A 20,218-nucleotide genomic window follows, 5' to 3' on the forward strand; every position below is an offset into this window, starting at 1 on the left:
AAATATTACTGGATGCAAAGTATGGATCGGAATACGATAATCGGTTTTGTGCTGTTGGGGGTTCTTTTATTTGTTTATCTGTTTATTTCTTCCAAGAATAGCAGGGAATTAGAAGCCCAACGCCTCCGTCAGGAAGATTCCCTGGCAAAAATTGAACTGGTTAAACAACAAGCTGCCCAGGCCAAGGCAAAAGACAGCATTGCGGCTTCTGCCCAGGTACTTGATTCCAATGCTACCGGATGGGCCAGGCACCTGGCTGGTTCAGAAGGCTTTCATACCGTTGAAACAGACCTGCTGAAAGTACGATTCAGTAATAAGGGAGGGCAACCGGTTCAGGTAGAACTGAAAAAATACAACCGGGCAGACAGTAGCCTGGTATCAATAATTGAAGACGGAAGTGATCAGTTTAGTTACCCCGTACTAACAGCCACCAATCAAAGTACCCCTTCTGCTGAGTTGTTTTTTCAACTCAAGTCTGCCCAGCAGGATGCCAATGGCAACCATATTGTGGTATATGAAGCGGCCGGTAACGCGGGTGAATCCATTCAACAGGAATACATCATCAAACCTGGTTCCTATTTAATCGACTTTACGATTCGGCTTAACGGAACCACTTCTATGATTGCCCAGCAGAATTTCCAGTTGCAATGGAATGTAGCAGCGCAGCAGCAAGAAAAAGATGCCAGGTACGAAAGAGAACAATCCCAGCTTATTCTGGTAGAAGATGGAGAATACGACTATTTTAACCTGATGTCCAATAACCAGAAAAGCTTTGAAAATACGGTTCATTGGGCAAGTATCAAACAGCGCTTTTTTAATGCTACCCTCATTAATAAAGACAAATTTGACAAAGCAAAATTTGACTGGACAACTCCCAAAGAAGATAGTGCTCGTTTAATTGTTGCTACCAAAGCCAGTTTTGAAAAGAAACTGCCCGCAGGTACCCAGGCCACTATTCCGCTTCAGTTCTATTTTGGTCCGAACGACTATAAAATTCTGCGCAATATCGGGGTAGAAAAAATGGATAAGATTGTAAATCTTGGACAGGGACCCTATGCTTTTGTACGACCCATCAACCAGTACATTGTAATGCCCGTTTTTGATTTTATCAAAAAATATTTTGTTTCATTTGGGTTGGTTATTGCCTTGCTGACCATCTTTATCCGGCTGATTACATCTCCCCTGGTGTACTCAAGTTATCTGAGTGGCGCTAAAATGAAGGCATTGCGCCCTGAAATAGATGCACTTAAAGCAAAATATGGCGATGATCAGCAGACATTTGGGATGGAGCAAATGAAGTTGTTCCGGGAGGCCGGCGTTAACCCGCTGGGCGGATGTATTCCCGCTTTACTGCAGATCCCGATCTTCTTTGCATTGTATAGCTTTTTTAACTCTTTTGTTGACCTGCGGGGAGAATCCTTCCTCTGGGCCGCTGATTTGTCGACCTACGATGTAATCACCCAACTGCCGTTTAAGATTCCCTGGTTTGGTGATCATATCAGCCTGTTTACCCTTACGGCTGTTATTACCAGTTTCCTGATCTCCCTGTATAATATGAATATGACACCGGATCAGAATAATCCGATGTTGAAATACATGCCTTATTTCTTCCCGGTATTGTTGCTCTTCTTCTTTAACCGGCTTCCATCGGCCCTTACCTGGTATTATACGGTTTCCAACCTGATTACCCTGGCATTACAGTGGGTGATTCAAAATTATATTATCGATCACGATAAAATTGTAGCGCAGTTAGCAGCCAATAGAGCTAAACCGAAGAGCAAATCAAAATGGCAGGAAAAAATGGAACAAATGCAGGAAACGCAGAAGCGTGTGCAGGAAATGCAGAAAAAAGGCAAATAAGCCAACTAAAAATGGTTATTTTCCGTCTGATTTACAGCAAGATCAACATGAAAATAGCATTTCTTAGCCTCCTGGGCCTCTTCTGCTTTACCGGAATCCAGGCGCAAAAAAGAGTTTCAGACCTTACCATCGTTTACGATGCGGTTATTACTACCGGAACCGCTGAACCCAAACTGGCGGATGCGTTCGACGGTGCAACCACCACCGTTTACCTGAAAGGTGGACTGAGCCGGTCAGAGATGCAAAGCGCCCTGGCAAGTTTTACGACCATACACGATGCCCGAACCGGCAGTGCGGTAGTGCTACAGGAAGTGGGCGGACAAAAAGTCCTGATCCGGATGACGGCAGAGGACTGGAAGGATAAAAATCGCCGGTACGAAGGAATCAGTTTTACTACAACCGACGAAACCAAACAATTGGCAGGGTATACCTGTAAAAAAGCGGTGGCTTCTTTGAAGGACGGGTCAACGTTCACCGTGTATTATACCGAAGAATTACAACCGGAAAACAACCACTATAACTCCCAGTTTACAAATCTTCGGGGCTTACCCCTTGAATATGAATTACAACAAGGTAAACTTACCATTAAATACGTAGTAGCCCAGGTGTCTCTGAACCCGGTACCAGTTTCGAAATTCGATATCCCCAAATCAGGTTTTCGTGAAATGAGTTATGAGGAGAGTAAGAAGGGGAGGAGGAATTAGGGGGAGGGGAATGAAGAAGGACAAGGGGGAATAAAAAATGCTCCATTCGGAGCAGCAGCAAGAAGTTCTTTTAATAGGGGAAAAATTATTTGTGCATCCGCAACTTCAGGTTCAACATCTGCGTACTGTTACAAGCCGTTGTTTTACCAATTGTAATGCGACTGCTATACGGCATAATGTAAGTGGTATTCCCTTTTTGATAGGTAACCAGGGTGTTCACACTCAGCTGATTCTGGTTAATTTTCGTAGTCGAAAAGCCTAAACTTCCTTTGTAAGAAGGGCCTGCTTTCAATGTAAAACCAGTAGTGGTTTTAATCGGAACAAAATGTTCAGTTGGTTTGCTGGCTGTTTTTTTGGCTTTTTTCTCCCCTCCCATACTGGCAACCGCTAAACCGGTAATTCCTAGTAAAACCGCTGCCGCCAGCAGTTTTCTACCGTGTTTAGAGATTCTTGTATGGAGGTTTAACAACATATTAGTACAAAAATAAACAAAAAATTTGGACAATTCCTAACCATTCGTCACAAACTTTATAATCTATTTAACGCTCGTTTATAAAAAATGTTACAGAAACTTGGAATTTTTTTTTGTTTAAGGTAAATTAGGAGAACCTATCATTCATGAAAGAATACCCCTTTCGACAGGATAAAGAGGATATGGAGGAATTATTGAGGTTGTATAACGACAGGAAATCCGGCCGTTCCAGCAGCTTTCTCGATGAGGAATCCTTCGAAAAAATCATTAATTATTTTGATGAGAAAGAAGATTTGGCCCAAGCGCAGGAAGCCTGCGACATGGGGGTAGAGCAGTTTCCCTACTCTTCTGCACTGCTTTTCCGCAAAGCGGATATCCTCATTGCTACCCGTAAATACCGGGATGCACTGGATGTGCTGGACCTGGCAGAATTGCTGGATAGCAGAGATATTGATCTATACATACTTCGTACCGACGCCTACCTTGCCCTGGATGAGCAGGAAAAAGCAATTCATCTGCTAGAGAATGCATTGCAGGAATTTGAAGGGGAAGAGCGGATTGAACTGCTTTTTGAACTGGCAGATGTCTACGACGATTACGAACAGTTTGAAAAGATTTTTGATTGTCTCCAACTAATCCTGGAACAGGAGCCTACCAATGAGGAAGCGCTATACAAAATCTGTTTCTGGACAGATTTTACCGGACGAAATGAAGAAAGTATACGCCTGCACCAGAAAATTCTCGATGAACACCCCTACAATGAACTGGCCTGGTTTAACCTGGCTGCCGCCTACCAGGGGCTCAAACTTTATGAAAAAGCAATCGATGCCTATAAATACGCTATTACTATAGATGAGAAATTTGACTATGCCTACCGCAATATGGGCGATGCCTATATCCGCCTTCGTAAATTCAAAGAGGCTATTGACGTATTGGAGAAAGTGCTGGAACTATCCAGGCCAGAAGATGTAATTTTTGAGGCAATTGGGCATTGCTATGATAAACTTAAGAACTATGCGCAGGCACGGATTTATTACCGTAAAGCTGTTCACCTGAATCCGGACGACAGCAAATTATACTACAAAATTGCCTGTACCTATATTAATGAAGAACAATGGCCCCAGGCTGTAAAACAACTGGAAACAGCGATGCAGATCCATAAATCGGTTCCTGAATTTAACCTTGCTATGGGAGAGTGTAAAGTTCAACTGGGAGAAACGAGGGATGCGATCTTTTATTTTTCCAATGTGGTACGGTCGCGTCCTAAAAGTGTGCAGGGCTGGGAGGCATTGATCCGGTGTTTGTACCTGAATAAGTTTTACGAGGAGGCAATGGAACAGGTGATGGCTGCCCTGCAGCATACCGACGGTAAACCCTTGTTCATTTACTATAAAAGTGCCATCCTCTTTGCGTTGGGTAAATCCAAGGAAGCCCTGCTCTACCTCGAACGAGGGCTTCAGAAAGCGCCCAAACAGTTAAAGGAATTTGTGGCGCTACACCCTACTATACTGCAAAATCAGCTGGTAGTTGACCTCCTGGCAAGACATCGGAAATCAGGAAAAGCATAATGTGGCGGCTGTTTCCTATTTTTGCGCGGTTTCTCTACAAAAAAAAGTGTAAATGAATTTTAACTTATCGCAGATTCCGGAACGGGTAGCCAAACCCCGTAAGAGCGGAATTACCATGGTTATGGATAAGGGGCTGAGTATTGAAGAAGCAAAAAATTTCCTCAGTGTAGCCCACCCGCACGTAGATATTATAAAGTTGGGATTCGGAACCTCCTTTGTTACCCCTAATCTCCGGGAAAAAATAGAAGTTTATAAATCCTTCAACCTGCCCGTTTACTTCGGGGGTACCCTATTCGAAGCCTTCCTGATCCGTAATCAGTTTGAAGATTTTATTGCCGTCTGCAAAGATTATGCAATTGATTATATGGAAGTAAGCGACGGGTCGATTACCATTCCACATGCAGAAAAATGCGGTTATATAGAGAAATTGACCAAGCATGGCACGGTTTTGAGCGAAGTGGGCAGCAAGGATGCAGCACATATCATCCCGCCTTATAAGTGGATAGAACTGATGCGGGCGGAATTGGAAGCCGGATCAAGCTATGTTATTGCGGAAGCCAGGGAAGCAGGTAATGTGGGCATTTACAGGGGAAGTGGGGAAGTACGGGAAGGATTGGTACAGGAAATCCTGACCCAGATACCTGAAGAAAAAATTATCTGGGAAGCACCGCAAAAAGCACAGCAACTCTACTTTATAGAACTGATTGGCTGTAATGTAAACCTGGGAAATATTGCCCCCTCCGAAATGATTTCGCTGGAAGCCATGCGGGTAGGTTTACGGGGAGATACATTCCATCTTTTCCTGAATAAAGAAATGGCCTGATGCGGTTATTCGGATTAATCGGCTATCCACTTAGTCATTCTTTTTCAAAAAAATATTTCACCGAAAAATTTGAAAAGGAAGGTGTGGAGGCGTTGTATGAAAACTATCCGATTTCTTCCATTGAGCAATTTTCCGGCTTGCTGGCCCAGCAACCAGCACTGGAAGGCATCAATGTAACTATTCCCTATAAAGAAGCGGTTATTCCTTTTTTACACAAGCAATCCGAGGTCGTAAAAAAAACCGGCGCCTGCAATTGCATCCGCATTCGAAATGGTGTGCTGGAAGGTTTTAATACGGACGTGGTCGGGTTTGAACAATCGCTCCTGAAATCGCTCGATACCGATCATAACAGGGCATTGGTATTGGGAACCGGTGGCGCTTCCAAGGCAGTTCAATATGTTTTGGAAAAACTCGGCATACCTTTTACCCTGGTGAGCCGGAAAGCAGATCCGTCGACGGGCAGTAAAACCTATGCAGAACTGAGCTTTTCGGAACAGCAAGCTGCCAGGTTGTGGATCAACACAACACCGCTTGGAATGTTTCCGGATATAACAACCTGTCCGCCGATGCAGTATGACAGCATCACCCCCCGCCATTATTTGTATGATTTGGTGTATAATCCTGCCGAAACAGCTTTTCTCACCAACGGGAAAGACAGGGGGGCTATCATTGAAAATGGGAAGGACATGCTACTGATACAGGCAGAAGAAGGCTGGAAGATCTGGAATTCGGACTAAAGCGGCTGCCTGGTTAATTCTTCTTTGGCGCGTACCGGCAATGCGGCAACTTTTTTGGCTGTATAGTTATAGCAAACCATGGCCGTTTTGGCCAATGCCACCAATACGGGCTTATCAGGTCCCTGCTTTTCCAACTGGTAATAGAGTTCAAATCCCACGCGGCTGAATTCGGTGGCTGCCAGTTTTACCAGAACCGTATCTCCATAGAATAATTCCTGCCGGAATTCGATTGCTGCATCACTCATTATCAGGCCAACTCCTTCCATGTTCAATTCAGTGTAGCCGGCTTTGCGCAAAAATTGAATCCTGGCTTCATGAAGCATGCTTAAAATGGTATCGTTGCCCACATGACCGCCGTAATTCAAATCGGTTATACGAACCGGTATCGCTGTTTCAAAATGAAAATCAGGGGGCATTGCCAGCTTAATTCTTGCCATGGTGAAAATGCTTATTGTTCCTCCAGGATTTCTTTAAAATGGAGCAGGTCGAACAGGTTTCCCGGATCGGGTATGTAATGTGATTGCAGCAACTGTTTTTCAATGCTGCTAAAGGGATGATTCAGGGCATTATAAGATTCGTTGGTATTGGTAAGCTCATAGTATACAGGCGCGTATTTTGCCGAAAGGCGAACCTGGTTTCCGTTTTGCGAAGCAACCCGGATATACCGCAAATCTCTTTGTTGAACCGGAAGGCTTTGCAGGGAAGAAAAATTCATTTGCCTGGAAATTTCCTGCTGCCAGTTACTGCTTTGATGAGCAGCATAAAGGGCCAGCCTTTTAACCATTGAATAGCCTGGATCTTTTCGTTTGGAGGAGCGGCCGGGCCTGTTGCCGGGAAGCGCTGGCCCGACATTGGACTCGACAGGAGCCGAATCGGTAAAAACGGTGTTTTCGGCGGGGCTGTTAACCCCGGGTGGAAGGGCCGGTGCTGCTTTTTCTGCCGGAATGGGAAGGGCTGCCGTGGTTAATTCATCGGCCCCTGAAAAGGACCGGCTGCTGACCAGCCAGACGATACAACCAATAACCGCTGCCGCCGCACCATAACGGACCAGGTAGGGAAAGAGCGGGCGAACCGGAACATCGCCCCGTTTAAAAGCAGGTACCGGCGTTTCCTTCTCAATAGCAGCTGCAATGGTGCTCCAGGCAGCAGCTGGTGGCGTTGCTTCCATAGATTCCATACGCAGGGCCAATCTTTTTTCGGCATTTACTTCTTTTAATTCCCGGGATACAATTTCCCAGGAGCCGGGTGGTGGACTAGCCTCCCATTGGTTCATTCTATTGCTCAGCGGATCCATCATTTGTTGGCTTGTTTACGTTGTTCTCCTAAAAAGCCGGCAACCTTTTTTTGCAAAATGGCTTTTGCCCTGGCCAATTGCGATTTGCTGGTTCCTTCACTTATGGAAAGGAGCTCGCCAATTTCTTTATGTGAATATCCTTCAATCACATATAAATTAAATACAGCCCGATAACCGGGCGATAATTCCTGTACCAACTGCACAATATCCCGTTCGGCCAACTGGTCGAGTACAGAAACGGAAGCATCTTCAATACCTCTTTCTTCCTGGTCCGAGATACTGTTCATGTGCACCTTTTTGCGGTATTGCTCGATGGATGTATTTACAAAAACACGCCTCATCCAGCCTTCAAATGAGCCTTCGTGTCTGAACTTGTCCAGGTTTCGGAAAACTTTAATAAAACCCTCCTGCAACAAATCCTGGGCATCATCATTATTTCCGGCATACCGTAAGCATACCGCATACATTTTGGGTGCATACTTGCGGTAAAGTGCTTCCTGCATTTTAGGTTCACCTGCAATACTACCTTTGATTAAGTCGCTATCATTCATAGTTTGGTTGCCTGTTCTACTAAAAAATCCACCAGTTGGTCGGTGGCTTTTCGGCGGTGACTGTATACCTGTTTCTCTTCCAGCGACATATCGGCGAAACACCGGGATGCACCTTCCGGAATAAACACCGGGTCGTATCCGAATCCCCGGTTTCCGCTGGGGTGTTCACTGATCCTGCCTTCACAAATTCCTTCAAATTGATATTCCTTTCCGTCTAAAATTAAGGAAATGACCGTTCTGAAGCGGGCGCTTCGGTCTTTTTCCTGCCCAAGCTTTTCCAATAGAAGCCGGATATTTTCTTCCGCGCTCGCATCCGGGCCCGCGAAGCGGGCGGTTTTGACACCCGGGGCTCCCTTTAATGCAGTCACTTCCAATCCGGTATCTTCGCTAAAGCAGTTCCTTCCTGTTAAGCGGTGGATTACACCCGATTTTTCGCGGGCATTCTCTTCCAAACTGGGATGAGGCTCGGGAATATCCTGCCCGATACCTGCTTCCTCCAGTGTTTTTAACTGAATATCAATCGGTAATAAAGGCCGGATTTCTTCTATTTTATGACGATTATTGGTGGCAAAAATTAACTCCATCGGTGATTAAGGTTTTGTTGTTAGATACCAAGCATTGCTTTCAAGCCCTCCCATAGTTGTCGTTTAAGCGGTTTTACAGCTTCACTGCTCTGGTTTAACTGGTCAAGGCCGGGCGCTATCATATAAGCTACCGAATTTATGCGGGTAGGGCTGAGCAGGGGCGTATCGGCCGGGAGGCCGGCCGGAACAATGCCGGTAAAGTTCAATAGAAGCTCGGGCAGCAGTTCTTCGGTCAGTTGAGCCAGATCGGGAGTTTGTTTGGCCAGGTTCACAATAGCAATGTCTGCTGCATTCAGTTGGCAGGCTTTCAGCACGGATCCCAGAAATTCAAAAGCCGTTTCGGAAATATGCACTGCCTCTGGGTAGTGAACCAGCACTACAAAGCGCCGGCTGTTCCGACCGAGAAATTGTATGGGCGGCGGCGGTGTAGGAGCTGTTTCGGGATGGGGGCCGGGAGCGGGCGCTTCTGCAATGGGGAAGGCGCCTGATGGCCGGGCGCTGTCACCTGTAAGAACAAGACTGGAGGAATAGAGTCCGGCCAGTTGTGTTCCGGTAAGCTTAATAGAGTTCAATGACATGAAAAATTCCGGGAATTTAGTGCTAACAATTGTTAGTAATTTAGGCTGAGTAGTTTGGTTACCCAGTAAATTCGTTGTTTCTTTGCAGCAAATGTACCAAATATGATTGCAGCATTTGATATATCGGTTACTAAAATTGAACGTAGCCGCCTGAACGAAACGCCACTGGAAAATATCCCCTTTGGCCGCTATTTTACAGATCATATGCTGGAGGCTGAATATGCTGATGGTGAATGGAAATCGGTTGAAATTAAGCCCTACCAGCCCTTGAGTTTGGATCCTTCCCTGGCCGCGCTTCATTATGGACAGGCAATTTTTGAGGGAATTAAAGCCTACCGGGATGAGGCTGGAAATGCGTTTGTTTTCCGCCCCTACGATAATTACCGCCGCTTCAATACCTCAGCCGCCAGGATGAATATGCCGGAAGTGCCGGAAGAACTTTTTATGGAGGGAATGCGGAAGCTTATTTCCCTGGATAAGAATTGGATTCCGACTATTAAGGAGCACTCTCTTTATATCCGCCCCTTTATGTTTGCGACCGATACCATGTTGGGCGTTCGTCCTTCTGCCACTTATAAGTTCCTGATAATTCTGAGTCCAACCGGCCCGTATTTCGCCGCTCCCATGAAAATTCTGGTGGAGGAACATTATACAAGAGCTGCGCCGGGTGGTGTTGGTTTTGCGAAAAATGCGGGTAATTACGGAGGCAGCATGCTGGCTGTGACGGAAGCGCAGAAACAAGGCTATGACCAGGTATTATGGACCGATGCGTTCGAACATAAATGGCTGCAGGAAGTAGGCATGATGAATGTGTTTTTTATCATCAATGGCACCGCCGTAACCCCTTCCCTGGAAGAAGGCACCATCCTGCACGGGGTAACCCGCGATAGTGTGCTGACGGTATTAAAGGAGATGGGGTTAAAAGTGGAAGAGCGCCGGATTAATATCGACGAATTGCTGGCAGCGTATGGCAAAGGGCAATTGCAGGAAGTGTTCGGAACTGGTACTGCAGCGGTTATTTCCATGGTGAAAGAACTGAAATACAAAGAGTTTCAGATGAGTTTTAATGTTGATAACAGTCCTGTTGCCAAAGAAGTGAAAGAACGCCTTACGGCTATCAGGGAAGGTAAAACCGCTGATTTACATCAGTGGATGTGGAAAGTTTAGAATTTAATTTTGTTTTTTCGGTAAGGGGTTCTACCTTTGCCGTCCCAAATAAATAAGGTTAGAATGCCTACAATTCAGCAATTAGTAAGAAAAGGTAGAGAAATCATCAAGGCAAAAAGCAAGTCCAGAGCGCTGGATGCTTGTCCTCAACGCAGAGGTGTTTGTACCCGTGTGTACACCACTACGCCAAAAAAACCGAACTCTGCACTTCGTAAAGTAGCCAAGGTTCGTTTAACTAATAAAGTAGAAGTGATCGCCTATATTCCGGGTGAAGGTCATAATCTGCAGGAACACTCGATTGTTCTTATCCGTGGTGGTCGTGTGAAGGATTTGCCAGGTGTACGTTACCATATTGTTCGTGGTAGCCTTGATACAGCCGGTGTGAAAGACAGAAAGCAGAGCCGTTCTAAATACGGAACTAAGAGAGACAAACAAACTGGTAAAAAATAATATAAAATAGTTCTCCGATGCGTAAAGCACAAGCCAAAAAACTTCCTCTGGCGCCCGATGCCAGGTACAATGATAAACTGGTTACCCGTTTTGTCAACAATATCATGTGGCAAGGGAAAAAAAGCGTAGCCTTTGAAATTTTCTATGATGCCGTTGACAAGGTGAGCAAAATCACCAATGAAGATGGGTATGAAATCTGGAAAAGAGCAATTGCCAACGTAACGCCTGCTGTTGAGGTACGTAGCCGTCGTATCGGTGGTGCAACCTTCCAGATTCCTTCTGAGGTTCGTCCGGATAGAAAAATTTCCTTAAGCATTAAGTGGCTGATCCGTTTCAGTCGTGAGCGTAATGGCCGTAGTATGGCTGATAAGCTGGCGAATGAGATCGTTGCTGCCAGCAAAGGTGAAGGTGGAGCTTTCAAAAAGAAAGAAGATACACACCGTATGGCTGAAGCAAACAAGGCATTCTCACATTTCCGCATCTAACAACATTCTAACATACCTTTTCGTAACCGGTCTGTCTTGGGCAGACCGGTTTTTTTTGTGCCTGTCGGTTATACATATTTCGTACTTTCATCGTCCTATAATAACTACCCAAAAACAGAATGCTATGTCTACCAGAAGAAGCTTCCTGAAGCAGGCTGCCCTGCTTACCCCGGCTGCTTTAGCCTTACCCGATTTGTTATTTGCAGAGAAAAAGCTACGATCTGTAGGAATTCAATTGTATACATTGAGAGACCTGGTTGCCAAAGACCCCCGATCTACCATTGAGCAGGTAGCGGCGGCAGGGTATAAGGAGGTGGAATTGTATGGGTTTGGCGGTGGAAAATTCTTTGGAATTCCGGTAGCAGAGCTTGCTTCTTTTATGTCCAATTTGGGCCTCTCTGTGCCAAGTGGCCATTATATGCCGTCCAAGTTTTTATTCACAGAAGAGGATGCGGGAAAGGCCGAATTAGAGGAACATATCCAGGCAGCCCTTACTATGAAGAGCAGTTATCTTACCATTCCCTATTTACCCGGAGATAAAAGAGCCAACCTGGATGATTATAAGAAGATTGCCGCAAAATTGAATATTGCCGGGGAAGCTTGCAAAAAAGCAGGTATTCAGCTGGCTTACCATAACCATGATTTTGAGTTTACCAATCATGGCGGACAAACGGGGTACGATCTGATGACTTCAGCAACTGATGCCGACCTGGTTAAATGGGAATTAGACCTCTACTGGGTTGTGTATGCCGGGCTGGATCCGGTTCAGCTCTTTACAAAATTAAAAGGGCGGGTTCCGATGTGGCATGTAAAGGACATGGATAAAGCCAATCGTTCGCAAAACACCGAAATAGGTAATGGAACGATCGATTGGAAACGGATTTTTAAGGCCGCTAAAACCTCCGGCTTGAAGCATTTCTTTGTTGAACAGGAAAACAACTATGCACCGGATTATATTAAAAGCATCCAGCGCAGCATTGGGTTTATTAAAGGAAACCTGGTATAAGGTATAAAGAAGTGATTCTAACCGAATCACTTCTTCATTATTTCCCGGATTCCATTTTCCACATGCATTAGAAACTTCTCATCCTGGTAGGCTTCACTGGTATGGCCGAGGCCGGTATAGAACATTTTTCCCCCATCAAAATCCTGGTACCAGGCAATTGGGTGGTAAGAGCCCATCTTTCCGCCCTGATAGGATTTTTCATCCAACTCCAGCAACACTTTAATGGCTGGTGATACTGATTTGTAATTGTACCATTCATCTTTATGGAGCCAGTTGGAACCAAGATGGGCTGTAGCCGGGTGTTTTTCTTTTACCAGGATACTGGCTGTTTGTATAGCCGGATGCGATTCAAAATAACCGCCTATCAGTTGGTTGTACCAGGGCCATTCATATTCACAATCTGCTGCGGCATGAATACCTGCTACACCGCCGCCACTCCGAACATACTGCTGCAAGGCCGCTTCTTCGTTTTTGCCAAATACATTGCCAGTGGTATTGAGTAATACTATGGCATGGAATTTCTTTAAATTTTCAGCATTGAAAACCAAACTGTCTTCCGTTGCGGTAATATCCCAATTATTACGGGCTCCGATTTTCTGAATGGCCTTAATTCCATCCGGAATGGATGCATGGCGAAATCCCCGGGTGGCAGAAAATACCAGTATGGATTTTCTGCTTTGCTGCACGGTGGTACTGCCGGAACCTATTGCCTTTGGGCTGGGTAGGGGAGCATCCTGCAGTAATAAGGCCGCTGCAAGTACCGGAGAAAAGAATAGCAGATGCAATGATTTCATGATTTCATTGTTTCAGATGAAAAAAAGCTGCTTCTTTCGAAGCAGCCTTTCTTTATAACTTTCGGATTTTGATGTTTTTATACCATACATTGTCGCCATGGTCCTGCAAGGCAATATGACCACTGTGGAAAGTTCCGAAATCTTCCATGTTTCTGAACTTGCTGTTCGCCAGCAGGTTCTTCCAGTTCTCATCCCAGAGCGTGGTTTTTACAACGGTGGTTCCGTTTAATTTTAATTCCAACTGCCCATCTTTCTGAATAATTTCAGCCAGGTTCCATTCTCCAACTGGTTTTACTGTTTCTACAGACGATTTAATGATGTCGTATAAATCACCTGCACGGTGTTTTTGAATTTTACCATCATTATGGCCATCGTTGTCAAGAACCTGCATTTCCATGCCGGTATGCCAAACATGTTCGTATTTTGAACGGTCGTCTTTAATGTTGAAGATGATACCACTGTTTCCTTTGGGAGATATTTTCCATTCTACTTTGAAGTGGTAGTTCTCAAAAGCATCGTTGGTTACAATATCACCACCGCCGGACGTTTGCCAGCCAGCTTTATTACTGGCGTCCAGGTACAAAGTACCATTGGCTACTTTCCAGGCAGCGCCTACTTCATTTTTACCATAGGTATGCCAGCCATTGGTAGTAGTACCGTCAAATAGTAATACCCATCCTTCTTTTTTTTCTTTCTTGGAAAGTGTATTATCTGCTGTCAGCTCTTTTGAGCTGGAGCAGGCACCTGAACCAATCAATGCCAAACCAACCAGGAGTGTGCGGATCATATTACTTGGTTTTTAATGACAGGATATATTTTACCATTGTTTTTGCGTCGTCTTCCGATACCTGCGGGTGCGGGGTCATAGGTACTTCTCCCCATACGCCACTGCCACCTTTGATAATTTTTCCGGCCAGTTCTGCAATTGTTGCATCATTTGCCGTGTATTTATTAGCAACATCCTGGTAAGAGGGGCCAATTGCTTTTTCATTTACTTTATGGCAGGTAAGGCAATCGCTTCCTGCAATCAGTTCAATTCCTTTTTCTTCGTCTGCAGAAGGGCCTGCAGTTGCCGCCTGTTCTGTAGCCGGAGCATCGGCTTTCTTCTCTTCCGCAGCCTGGTTTCCACAAGCAAAGGCGATGGCGCTAATGCCTGCCAAAATCACATACTTTTTCATGTTTGTTTGTTTATTGAATACCTAAAATCTTTTTATTGAATGCTTCATCGGATCCGGTTCCGGCAAAATCGTCGAAGGCTTTTTCCGTGACCCGGATGATATGATCCTGTATAAAGATAGCACCTTCTTTCGCACCATCTTCCGGATGTTTCAGGCAACATTCCCATTCCATAACGGCCCATCCTTTATAATCGTAGGCAGCCAGTTTGCTGAAGATGCTGCTGAAATCTACCTGTCCGTCTCCCAATGAACGGAATCGTCCGGCCCTGTTAATCCAGCTTTGGTAACCACCATACACCCCCTGTCTTCCTGTGGGGTTAAATTCCGCATCTTTTACATGGAACATGCGGATTCGTTCGTGATAAATATCTATGTAGTCGAGGTAATCGAGGCATTGTAATACAAAATGGGAGGGGTCGTATAACAGGCAGGCCCTGGCGTGGTTGTTTACTTCCTTCAGGAACAGCTCATAGGAAACCCCATCGTGCAGGTCTTCTCCGGGATGTATTTCATAACAAAGGTCTACCCCGTTTTCATCAAAAACATCCAGGATTGGTTTCCATCGTTTTGCCAGCTCCTTAAAACCGGTTTCTACCAATCCGGCCGGCCGTTGCGGCCAGGGATAAACGGTATGCCATAGCAAGGAACCACTGAAAGTAGCATGGGCATTCAGTCCCAGGTTCTGCGAAGCTTTTGCTGCATACTTTAGTTGTTGAACTGCCCATTCGGTACGGGCTGTTGCATTACCATGAACGGCCGCCGGAGCAAATCCGTCAAATAGTTCATTGTAAGCCGGGTGTACAGCCACCAGCTGTCCTTGTAAATGCGTCGATAATTCTGTTATGGATAGCCCGCATTCTTCTACCGTGCCGCGTATTTCATCGGCATAGGTTTTACTTTCGGCTGCTTTTTGTAAGTCAATGCATCTTGCATCCCAGGTAGGGATCTGAACGCCTTTAAAGCCGAGTGCTTCTGCCCACAGGCAAATAGACTGTAGGTTATTAAAGGGGGCCTGATCGCCCAGAAACTGGGCTAAAAATATACCCGGACCTTTTAGTGTTGTCATGGAGGGGTGTTTGTGAATAGTGAATAGTAAATGGGTGAATCAGAGGGTGGTCCATTTTAATTCGCTCTGGCTGCTTTCCACCACTTTTTCGATGAATAGCATGCCCCGGATTCCGGCATCAATACCCGGAAAATCGAGCCACTCCTGTTTGGGTTCGGTTTCATTGAGTCGGCATTGTAAAGTAAATGCAAAGTTCCGGTAGATATTGGCAAAAGCTTCCAGGTATCCCTCCGGATGCCCCGGAGGCGTTCGGGTTCCCAATTGAGCAAAACTGCTGAGGTAGGGAGAACCGGCCCGGTATACCTGGGTAGGTTCGTGTAACCATTTTACCAGAAGGGTATTGGCATCTTCCTGTTTCCATTCAATGCCACCTTTTTCTCCATACACACGGATCTTCAGGTTATTTTCTTCACCTGCTGCAACCTGCGTGGCAAATAGGTTGCCGGTTACGCCATTTTCCATCCGCAGTAATACAGAACCATCATCATCCAGCAATCTGCCTGGTACGGTTATCTGCAGGTCAGCACAAATAGCTTCTACTTTCAAACCGGTTACATATTCTGCCATATTGAACGCATGGGTGCCAATATCACCCATGCAGCCCGAAATTCCACTACGTTTGGGGTCCGTTCTCCAGGCAGCCTGCTTATAGTTACTACCTTCTCTAAATTCGGTTAACCATCCCTGTGGGTATTCAACATACACTTTGCGAAGTTTCCCGATTTTTCCGGCTGCCAGTAATTGCCGGGCTTCCTTGATCATAGGATAACCGGTATAGGTATGTGTAAGACAAAACAGTGCGCCGGTTTTTTCGATCACCTGTTTCAGTTCCACTGCCTCTGCATAGGTGAACGTGACAGGCTTATCCAAAACCACATGAAAACCGTTTTCCATGGCTAGTTTGGCCGGCCCGAAATGCATATGATTGGGCGTTACTATAGCTATGAAATCCATTCGCTGATCCGCGGGTAATTCCTTTTCTGTGCGGATCATTTCTTCGTAAGAGGCATAACTGCGAATAGCTGGTAAGCGCAGGGCTGCGCCAGTTGCTTTGGATTTTTCCGCACTGCTGCTGAAGGCTCCGCATACCAACTCAATTTCACCATCGAGCCAGGCTGCCATGCGATGAACAGCGCCAATAAAAGCATCCAGGCTGCCACCTACCATGCCCATTCGTAATTTTCTTGCAATCGCCATGTAATCGTATTTAATTAACGGATCGTCTTTTTATTTATAACTGACGCATTCCTTGTTTTCTTTTTCGGTGTAGGCCAGGTTGTATTGTTTCAATACGTCTTCTGGCACTCCATTCCACTGGTTGGGTTTATTACCTGCGTAACCGATGTCCTTAACACCGATTTCTGAGGTATAAAAACCGGTACAGGTAAGGTCTCGCATCAGGTTGAAAAAATTTACCCCGGGCCTCATTTCTGCTTTTGCTTTATTAGGATATGCTATCTGATCTACCATGGCAATCCGTTGTTGCTCACTGCAATCCTTAAACGATTTTTCAAATTGGCGAAGGCATTGTAAATCAAGCCAACGCAAGCCTCCCCGCATAGGGGTTTGATGCTCGGGCATATCCTTAACAATGAATTCTATAAAATCAGGCACTTTAGCATCTGTTGCGCTGCCGCTGACTTCGTCTTTCGGAATAATGATATCGGCAAGAAGGGCGATCGTTGCCATTTCGTGTGCATTAAAATATTTTTCCGCGTTGATTTTATTGAAATGCTCGGTTTCCTCCGGCATCCGGTCAATTTTGCCTGTAGTTCCTTCGGTTTTGGCGGGTTCGGCTTTTTTGTCTGTTTCTTTACAGGCATCCAGCAGAAGTCCGGTAGAAATGGTTCCCAGTGCAATTGCTTTGAGTGATTTTCTTCTGTCCATATCAGGGGAATTTTACAGGTTATTCTTTTTAAGCTGATCAACAATATAGTCGCTGGCGCGCATGGACAAGGCCAGGATTGTCCAGGTTATGTTTTTATCGGCCTGTGACACAAAGGGGGCGCCGTCTACTACAAACAGGTTTTTGCAATCATGCGCCTGGTTCCATTTGTTGAGGGCAGAGTTTTTCGGATCGTTGCCCATTCTTGCGGTACCTGCTTCATGAATGATTTTTCCCGGCGCGTGCAGGCCGTAATTATTTTCCGGACCATCGTCGCCTCCCCAGGTAATAATGGCTCCCATGGAGTGCATAATTTCCTTAAAGGTTTCCTTCATGTGTTTTGCCTGATTGATTTCATGCTCGCTCCATTTTACATTGAATTTCAGCACAGGAATACCGTATTTATCCACCACATTTGGATCAATTTCGCAATTGTTATGACGGAAGGCAACGGCTTCTCCACGACCTGCCATTCCGATGGATGCACCATAGAAAAAGCGCTGGTCTTCTTTCAACGAAGCACCATAGCCACCTGCTTCTTTTTGTTTTCCGTGTACAAGGAATTTTCCATTCATGCTCTGAATACCCATACCAAACCCATAAGCAGGTTGTCCTTGTCCGCCCCAGTATTCGATGTGGTATCCCCGGGGAAAATCCAGTTTTTTGTTATCCAGCCACCAGGGAGAATATACGTGCATACCGCCCACACCGTCTTCGTTGTAGCGTTTCCGATCAAAGAGCTGTGGTAATACACCACCCATGTCTGCACCGGTAGAATCGTGCAGGTATCTTCCTACTACATCCGAGGAGTTTGCCAGTCCGTTCGGATGGCGTTGCGATTTCGAGTTCAGCATCAGTCGGGCACTTTCACAGGCACTGGCTGCCAGTACCACTACCCGGCCATTTACCTGGTATTCCATCATATCATCCTTACTCACGTAGGAAATGCCGGTCGCCAGTCCCTCTTTGTCGGTAAGTACTTCCCTTGCCATGGCATTGGGTATTACGTCAATATTACCCGTTTCAAGCGCTGGTTTTACCAATACGGAAGAGGAAGAGAAGTCGGCATATACCTGGCATCCGCGTCCACACTGGCCACAATAGAAGCAGGCGCCTCTTTTATCATTAATAGGTTTGGTAAGCATAGACATCCGCGAAGGGATTACCCGAACGCCTGCTTTGGTTGCGGCATTTTTTATAAACAGTTCATGCAGCCGGGGTTTGGGAGGCGGAAGGAAAACGCCGTCCGGATCATTATCCAGTCCCTCGTTGGTACCGAATACACCAATCAGTTCGTCTACCCGGTCATAATAGGGCTTAATATCATCATAACTGATGGGCCAGTCTTCTCCCAAACCATCGATACTTCTTCGTTTAAAATCCTTCGGTCCGAACCGAAGCGAAATTCTGCCCCAGTGGTTGGTGCGGCCACCCAGCATTCTGGCTCTGAACCAGTCCCATTGGGTACCCGCTGCCTTGGTATAGGGTTCGCCATCAATATCCCATCCCCAGTAACAGGCATCAAAATCGCCGAAGGGGCGAAAACGTGTTGCTGCGCCCCGGCGCGGAGACTCCCAGGGATTTTTTAACTGAGTTATATTTTTGGCAGGATCGTATAATGGCCCTGCTTCCAGTAAACAAACTTTCAATCCGGCTTTGGCCAGCATGTAAGCAGCCATTCCGCCGCCGGCACCTGAACCAACAATAACCACATCGTATTTTACCGTTTGTTTTTTAATCTGTAATTCGCCCATTGTTTGCTTGCAATTTGAATTAAGTAGGAGGGTTAAAATTAGGGGATAAAACCAAAAGCGGCCTGAAAATACGGAGGGATTTGGATACTTTAATCATCTGTTTTGGATATGATAAATTTGTTTAACCTAACAACTGTTATTTCCTTTTTTTTAACCATTGGCCGATTCCCTGATTGAAATATCCATGAAAGCCATAAATTTATGACTGCTCTATAGTTAATAACCTTAATGATATGCAAGCCAACATCAATCGAAACAAACTGTTTGTAGCCAGTTGTCTTTCCCTCTTAGTTACATCTTTATCGTTTGGAATTCGTGCCGGTATCCTGGGCACATTAGGAACACAATTTAATTTAGGGGCTTCTGAACTGGCCTCTATTGCAGCTACTGCTTTCTGGGGTTTCCCGCTTGCCGTTGTCATTGGGGGAATGGTGGTAGACAGCATTGGCATGAAAAAACTTTTGCTGATTGCCTTTCTTTTTCACCTTGCCGGAATTTTGCTAACCGTATTTGCCGGTGGTTTCTGGACATTATTTTTATCAACACTGTTAATCGGCATTGCAAATGGTACGGTCGAAGCGGCTTGTAATCCGCTTGTAGCAACCTTGTACCCCGATAATAAAACAACCAAGCTCAATCATTTCCATCTTTGGTTCCCGGGTGGAATTTTTATCGGAACACTGATCGTGTTTTTGTTCGAGAAGCTCGGTATTGGGTGGCAGGTGCAGGTGGGCATGATGCTGATTCCGACCGTGATTTATGGATACCTGTTTTCCAAGCTCGATTTCCCCGTTACAGAACGGGTTGCCTCGGGTGTTTCAACGGGGGAAATGTATAAATCTGTATTGAGCCCCCTGTTTATATTTATGTTTATCTGCATGTTTGGTACGGCCATTACCGAGCTCTTTACCGGGCAATGGGTAGGAGTACTTTTAGGAAATGTGAGTGATAACCCGATCTTAATCCTCACCATCACTACGGGCGTAATGGTAGTTGGCCGTGGTTTGGCTGAACCCATTGTACATCGCTTTTCACCACAGGGCGTATTATTGATGTCTGCAATTATGGCGGCTATCGGCATTTATATGATGAGTACGGTAACGGGTAGCAGCTTGTATATTGCCGCACTTATTTTTGGTATCGGGGTATGTTATTTCTGGCCTACCATGTTGGGCTTTGTAGCAGAAAATATTCCCAAATCAGGTGCCTTGGGCCTGAACCTGATGGGCGGAGCCGGTATGTTTGCGGTTTCTATTTACACC

General features: G+C 45.6%; 23 protein-coding genes. 10 read left to right on the forward strand and 13 right to left on the reverse strand.

Annotated features, from left to right (window positions below):
- Positions 1-12: 12 nt before the first annotated feature.
- Together yidC and A1D16_RS03180 are read left to right on the forward strand one after the other, a co-directional pair.
- The gene (gene yidC / locus A1D16_RS03175; protein ID WP_290707746.1) at positions 13-1,860 is read left to right on the forward strand and encodes a membrane protein insertase YidC; all 1,848 of its coding nucleotides are present in this window, start codon (positions 13-15) and stop codon (positions 1,858-1,860) included.
- 47 nt (positions 1,861-1,907) lie between these two features.
- Positions 1,908-2,564, forward strand: a complete 657-nt coding sequence (locus A1D16_RS03180; RefSeq protein ID WP_290707748.1) for a hypothetical protein — start codon at positions 1,908-1,910, stop codon at positions 2,562-2,564.
- A gap of 85 nt (positions 2,565-2,649) precedes the next feature.
- Here A1D16_RS03180 and A1D16_RS03185 read toward each other — a convergent pair whose 3' ends face one another.
- Positions 2,650-3,036, reverse strand: coding sequence for a hypothetical protein (locus A1D16_RS03185; protein ID WP_290707750.1), 387 nt, complete (start codon positions 3,034-3,036; stop codon positions 2,650-2,652).
- Positions 3,037-3,182: 146 nt separating this feature from the next.
- Here A1D16_RS03185 and A1D16_RS03190 point away from each other — a divergent pair, with 146 nt between their 5' ends.
- Genes A1D16_RS03190 through A1D16_RS03200 form a run of 3 tightly spaced genes read left to right on the forward strand, consistent with a single transcriptional unit; the run spans position 3,183 to position 6,164 of the window.
- The gene (locus A1D16_RS03190; protein ID WP_290707752.1) at positions 3,183-4,604 is read left to right on the forward strand and encodes a tetratricopeptide repeat protein; all 1,422 of its coding nucleotides are present in this window, start codon (positions 3,183-3,185) and stop codon (positions 4,602-4,604) included.
- A 52-nt stretch (positions 4,605-4,656) separates the two neighbouring features.
- Entirely contained in the window at positions 4,657-5,427 is a 771-nt protein-coding gene (locus A1D16_RS03195) for a phosphosulfolactate synthase (protein WP_290707754.1), read from the forward strand.
- Positions 5,427-6,164 carry a shikimate dehydrogenase gene (locus A1D16_RS03200; protein WP_290707755.1) on the forward strand — a complete coding sequence of 246 codons (738 nt, stop codon included), beginning with the start codon at positions 5,427-5,429 and terminating at the stop codon, positions 6,162-6,164. The genes A1D16_RS03195 and A1D16_RS03200 overlap by 1 nt, the downstream gene beginning before the upstream one ends.
- Here A1D16_RS03200 and A1D16_RS03205 read toward each other — a convergent pair.
- The 5 genes from A1D16_RS03205 to A1D16_RS03225 are packed head-to-tail and all read right to left on the reverse strand — an operon-like array spanning position 6,161 to position 9,171.
- Complete coding sequence (locus tag A1D16_RS03205) at positions 6,161-6,601, reverse strand: acyl-CoA thioesterase (RefSeq protein ID WP_290707756.1); 441 nt, start codon at positions 6,599-6,601, stop codon at positions 6,161-6,163. The two genes, A1D16_RS03200 and A1D16_RS03205, sit on opposite strands and share 4 nt — an antisense overlap.
- 11 nt (positions 6,602-6,612) lie before the next feature.
- Positions 6,613-7,461, reverse strand: a complete 849-nt coding sequence (locus A1D16_RS03210) for a hypothetical protein (protein WP_290707758.1) — start codon at positions 7,459-7,461, stop codon at positions 6,613-6,615.
- On the reverse strand, positions 7,458-8,009 hold the full coding sequence (locus A1D16_RS03215) for a sigma-70 family RNA polymerase sigma factor (protein ID WP_290707761.1): 552 nt from the start codon (positions 8,007-8,009) through the stop codon (positions 7,458-7,460). The genes A1D16_RS03210 and A1D16_RS03215 overlap by 4 nt, the downstream gene beginning before the upstream one ends.
- Positions 8,006-8,593, reverse strand: coding sequence for an RdgB/HAM1 family non-canonical purine NTP pyrophosphatase (gene rdgB / locus A1D16_RS03220; RefSeq protein WP_290707763.1), 588 nt, complete (start codon positions 8,591-8,593; stop codon positions 8,006-8,008). The genes A1D16_RS03215 and rdgB overlap by 4 nt, the downstream gene beginning before the upstream one ends.
- Positions 8,594-8,613: 20 nt before the next feature.
- The gene (locus A1D16_RS03225) at positions 8,614-9,171 is read right to left on the reverse strand and encodes a hypothetical protein (protein ID WP_290707765.1); all 558 of its coding nucleotides are present in this window, start codon (positions 9,169-9,171) and stop codon (positions 8,614-8,616) included.
- Between the two features lie 102 nt (positions 9,172-9,273).
- On the opposite strand from A1D16_RS03225, the gene A1D16_RS03230 reads away from it, so the two are divergent.
- The 4 genes from A1D16_RS03230 to A1D16_RS03245 all read left to right on the forward strand — a co-directional run bounded on the left by A1D16_RS03230 (position 9,274) and on the right by A1D16_RS03245 (position 12,279).
- Positions 9,274-10,338, forward strand: coding sequence for a branched-chain amino acid aminotransferase (locus A1D16_RS03230; protein WP_290707768.1), 1,065 nt, complete (start codon positions 9,274-9,276; stop codon positions 10,336-10,338).
- Positions 10,339-10,401: 63 nt separating this feature from the next.
- Entirely contained in the window at positions 10,402-10,788 is a 387-nt protein-coding gene (rpsL, locus tag A1D16_RS03235) for a 30S ribosomal protein S12 (RefSeq protein WP_150846709.1), read from the forward strand.
- 17 nt (positions 10,789-10,805) lie between these two features.
- Positions 10,806-11,273 (forward strand): 30S ribosomal protein S7, encoded by a 468-nt coding sequence (rpsG, locus tag A1D16_RS03240; RefSeq protein ID WP_290707772.1) that lies wholly within the window; start codon positions 10,806-10,808, stop codon positions 11,271-11,273.
- Between the two features lie 124 nt (positions 11,274-11,397).
- Positions 11,398-12,279, forward strand: coding sequence for a sugar phosphate isomerase/epimerase (locus A1D16_RS03245; protein WP_290707774.1), 882 nt, complete (start codon positions 11,398-11,400; stop codon positions 12,277-12,279).
- A 26-nt stretch (positions 12,280-12,305) separates the two neighbouring features.
- Here the strand turns inward: A1D16_RS03245 and A1D16_RS03250 are convergent, their stop codons facing one another.
- From A1D16_RS03250 to A1D16_RS03280, 7 genes are read right to left on the reverse strand one after another with little or no spacing between them, the layout of a single operon-like run.
- Positions 12,306-13,073 (reverse strand): ThuA domain-containing protein, encoded by a 768-nt coding sequence (locus A1D16_RS03250; protein ID WP_290707776.1) that lies wholly within the window; start codon positions 13,071-13,073, stop codon positions 12,306-12,308.
- A gap of 52 nt (positions 13,074-13,125) precedes the next feature.
- Complete coding sequence (locus A1D16_RS03255) at positions 13,126-13,860, reverse strand: DUF1080 domain-containing protein (RefSeq protein ID WP_290707778.1); 735 nt, start codon at positions 13,858-13,860, stop codon at positions 13,126-13,128.
- Between the two features lies 1 nt (position 13,861).
- On the reverse strand, positions 13,862-14,251 hold the full coding sequence (locus A1D16_RS03260; protein ID WP_290707780.1) for a c-type cytochrome: 390 nt from the start codon (positions 14,249-14,251) through the stop codon (positions 13,862-13,864).
- 10 nt (positions 14,252-14,261) lie between these two features.
- Complete coding sequence (locus tag A1D16_RS03265) at positions 14,262-15,317, reverse strand: sugar phosphate isomerase/epimerase (RefSeq protein ID WP_290707782.1); 1,056 nt, start codon at positions 15,315-15,317, stop codon at positions 14,262-14,264.
- Positions 15,318-15,356: 39 nt separating this feature from the next.
- A complete protein-coding gene (locus A1D16_RS03270; protein WP_290707784.1) occupies positions 15,357-16,514 on the reverse strand; it encodes a Gfo/Idh/MocA family oxidoreductase in 1,158 nt (385 codons plus the stop codon).
- A gap of 30 nt (positions 16,515-16,544) precedes the next feature.
- On the reverse strand, positions 16,545-17,204 hold the full coding sequence (locus A1D16_RS03275) for a gluconate 2-dehydrogenase subunit 3 family protein (RefSeq protein ID WP_290707786.1): 660 nt from the start codon (positions 17,202-17,204) through the stop codon (positions 16,545-16,547).
- A 12-nt stretch (positions 17,205-17,216) separates the two neighbouring features.
- Positions 17,217-18,956 (reverse strand): GMC family oxidoreductase, encoded by a 1,740-nt coding sequence (locus A1D16_RS03280; RefSeq protein ID WP_290707788.1) that lies wholly within the window; start codon positions 18,954-18,956, stop codon positions 17,217-17,219.
- A gap of 233 nt (positions 18,957-19,189) precedes the next feature.
- Here A1D16_RS03280 and A1D16_RS03285 point away from each other — a divergent pair.
- Positions 19,190-20,218 (forward strand): MFS transporter (locus A1D16_RS03285; protein ID WP_290707790.1); only part of this gene is annotated, 1,029 nt, incomplete at its 3' end.

This window comes from Flavihumibacter sp. CACIAM 22H1, from assembly GCF_001601815.1.
In the GTDB taxonomy this organism is placed as follows: domain Bacteria; phylum Bacteroidota; class Bacteroidia; order Chitinophagales; family Chitinophagaceae; genus Flavihumibacter.

What these genes read in the sequence shown, in the direction of transcription:
- yidC (WP_290707746.1), top strand. Translation starts at nt 13, where the DNA reads ATGCAAAGTATGGATCGGAATACGATAATCGGTTTTGTGCTGTTGGGG.
- A1D16_RS03180 (WP_290707748.1), top strand. Translation starts at nt 1,908, where the DNA reads ATGAAAATAGCATTTCTTAGCCTCCTGGGCCTCTTCTGCTTTACCGGA.
- A1D16_RS03185 (WP_290707750.1), bottom strand. Translation starts at nt 3,036, where the DNA reads ATGTTGTTAAACCTCCATACAAGAATCTCTAAACACGGTAGAAAACTG.
- A1D16_RS03190 (WP_290707752.1), top strand. Translation starts at nt 3,183, where the DNA reads ATGAAAGAATACCCCTTTCGACAGGATAAAGAGGATATGGAGGAATTA.
- A1D16_RS03195 (WP_290707754.1), top strand. Translation starts at nt 4,657, where the DNA reads ATGAATTTTAACTTATCGCAGATTCCGGAACGGGTAGCCAAACCCCGT.
- A1D16_RS03200 (WP_290707755.1), top strand. Translation starts at nt 5,427, where the DNA reads ATGCGGTTATTCGGATTAATCGGCTATCCACTTAGTCATTCTTTTTCA.
- A1D16_RS03205 (WP_290707756.1), bottom strand. Translation starts at nt 6,601, where the DNA reads ATGGCAAGAATTAAGCTGGCAATGCCCCCTGATTTTCATTTTGAAACA.
- A1D16_RS03210 (WP_290707758.1), bottom strand. Translation starts at nt 7,461, where the DNA reads ATGATGGATCCGCTGAGCAATAGAATGAACCAATGGGAGGCTAGTCCA.
- A1D16_RS03215 (WP_290707761.1), bottom strand. Translation starts at nt 8,009, where the DNA reads ATGAATGATAGCGACTTAATCAAAGGTAGTATTGCAGGTGAACCTAAA.
- rdgB (WP_290707763.1), bottom strand. Translation starts at nt 8,593, where the DNA reads ATGGAGTTAATTTTTGCCACCAATAATCGTCATAAAATAGAAGAAATC.
- A1D16_RS03225 (WP_290707765.1), bottom strand. Translation starts at nt 9,171, where the DNA reads ATGTCATTGAACTCTATTAAGCTTACCGGAACACAACTGGCCGGACTC.
- A1D16_RS03230 (WP_290707768.1), top strand. Translation starts at nt 9,274, where the DNA reads ATGATTGCAGCATTTGATATATCGGTTACTAAAATTGAACGTAGCCGC.
- rpsL (WP_150846709.1), top strand. Translation starts at nt 10,402, where the DNA reads ATGCCTACAATTCAGCAATTAGTAAGAAAAGGTAGAGAAATCATCAAG.
- rpsG (WP_290707772.1), top strand. Translation starts at nt 10,806, where the DNA reads ATGCGTAAAGCACAAGCCAAAAAACTTCCTCTGGCGCCCGATGCCAGG.
- A1D16_RS03245 (WP_290707774.1), top strand. Translation starts at nt 11,398, where the DNA reads ATGTCTACCAGAAGAAGCTTCCTGAAGCAGGCTGCCCTGCTTACCCCG.
- A1D16_RS03250 (WP_290707776.1), bottom strand. Translation starts at nt 13,073, where the DNA reads ATGAAATCATTGCATCTGCTATTCTTTTCTCCGGTACTTGCAGCGGCC.
- A1D16_RS03255 (WP_290707778.1), bottom strand. Translation starts at nt 13,860, where the DNA reads ATGATCCGCACACTCCTGGTTGGTTTGGCATTGATTGGTTCAGGTGCC.
- A1D16_RS03260 (WP_290707780.1), bottom strand. Translation starts at nt 14,251, where the DNA reads ATGAAAAAGTATGTGATTTTGGCAGGCATTAGCGCCATCGCCTTTGCT.
- A1D16_RS03265 (WP_290707782.1), bottom strand. Translation starts at nt 15,317, where the DNA reads ATGACAACACTAAAAGGTCCGGGTATATTTTTAGCCCAGTTTCTGGGC.
- A1D16_RS03270 (WP_290707784.1), bottom strand. Translation starts at nt 16,514, where the DNA reads ATGGCGATTGCAAGAAAATTACGAATGGGCATGGTAGGTGGCAGCCTG.
- A1D16_RS03275 (WP_290707786.1), bottom strand. Translation starts at nt 17,204, where the DNA reads ATGGACAGAAGAAAATCACTCAAAGCAATTGCACTGGGAACCATTTCT.
- A1D16_RS03280 (WP_290707788.1), bottom strand. Translation starts at nt 18,956, where the DNA reads ATGGGCGAATTACAGATTAAAAAACAAACGGTAAAATACGATGTGGTT.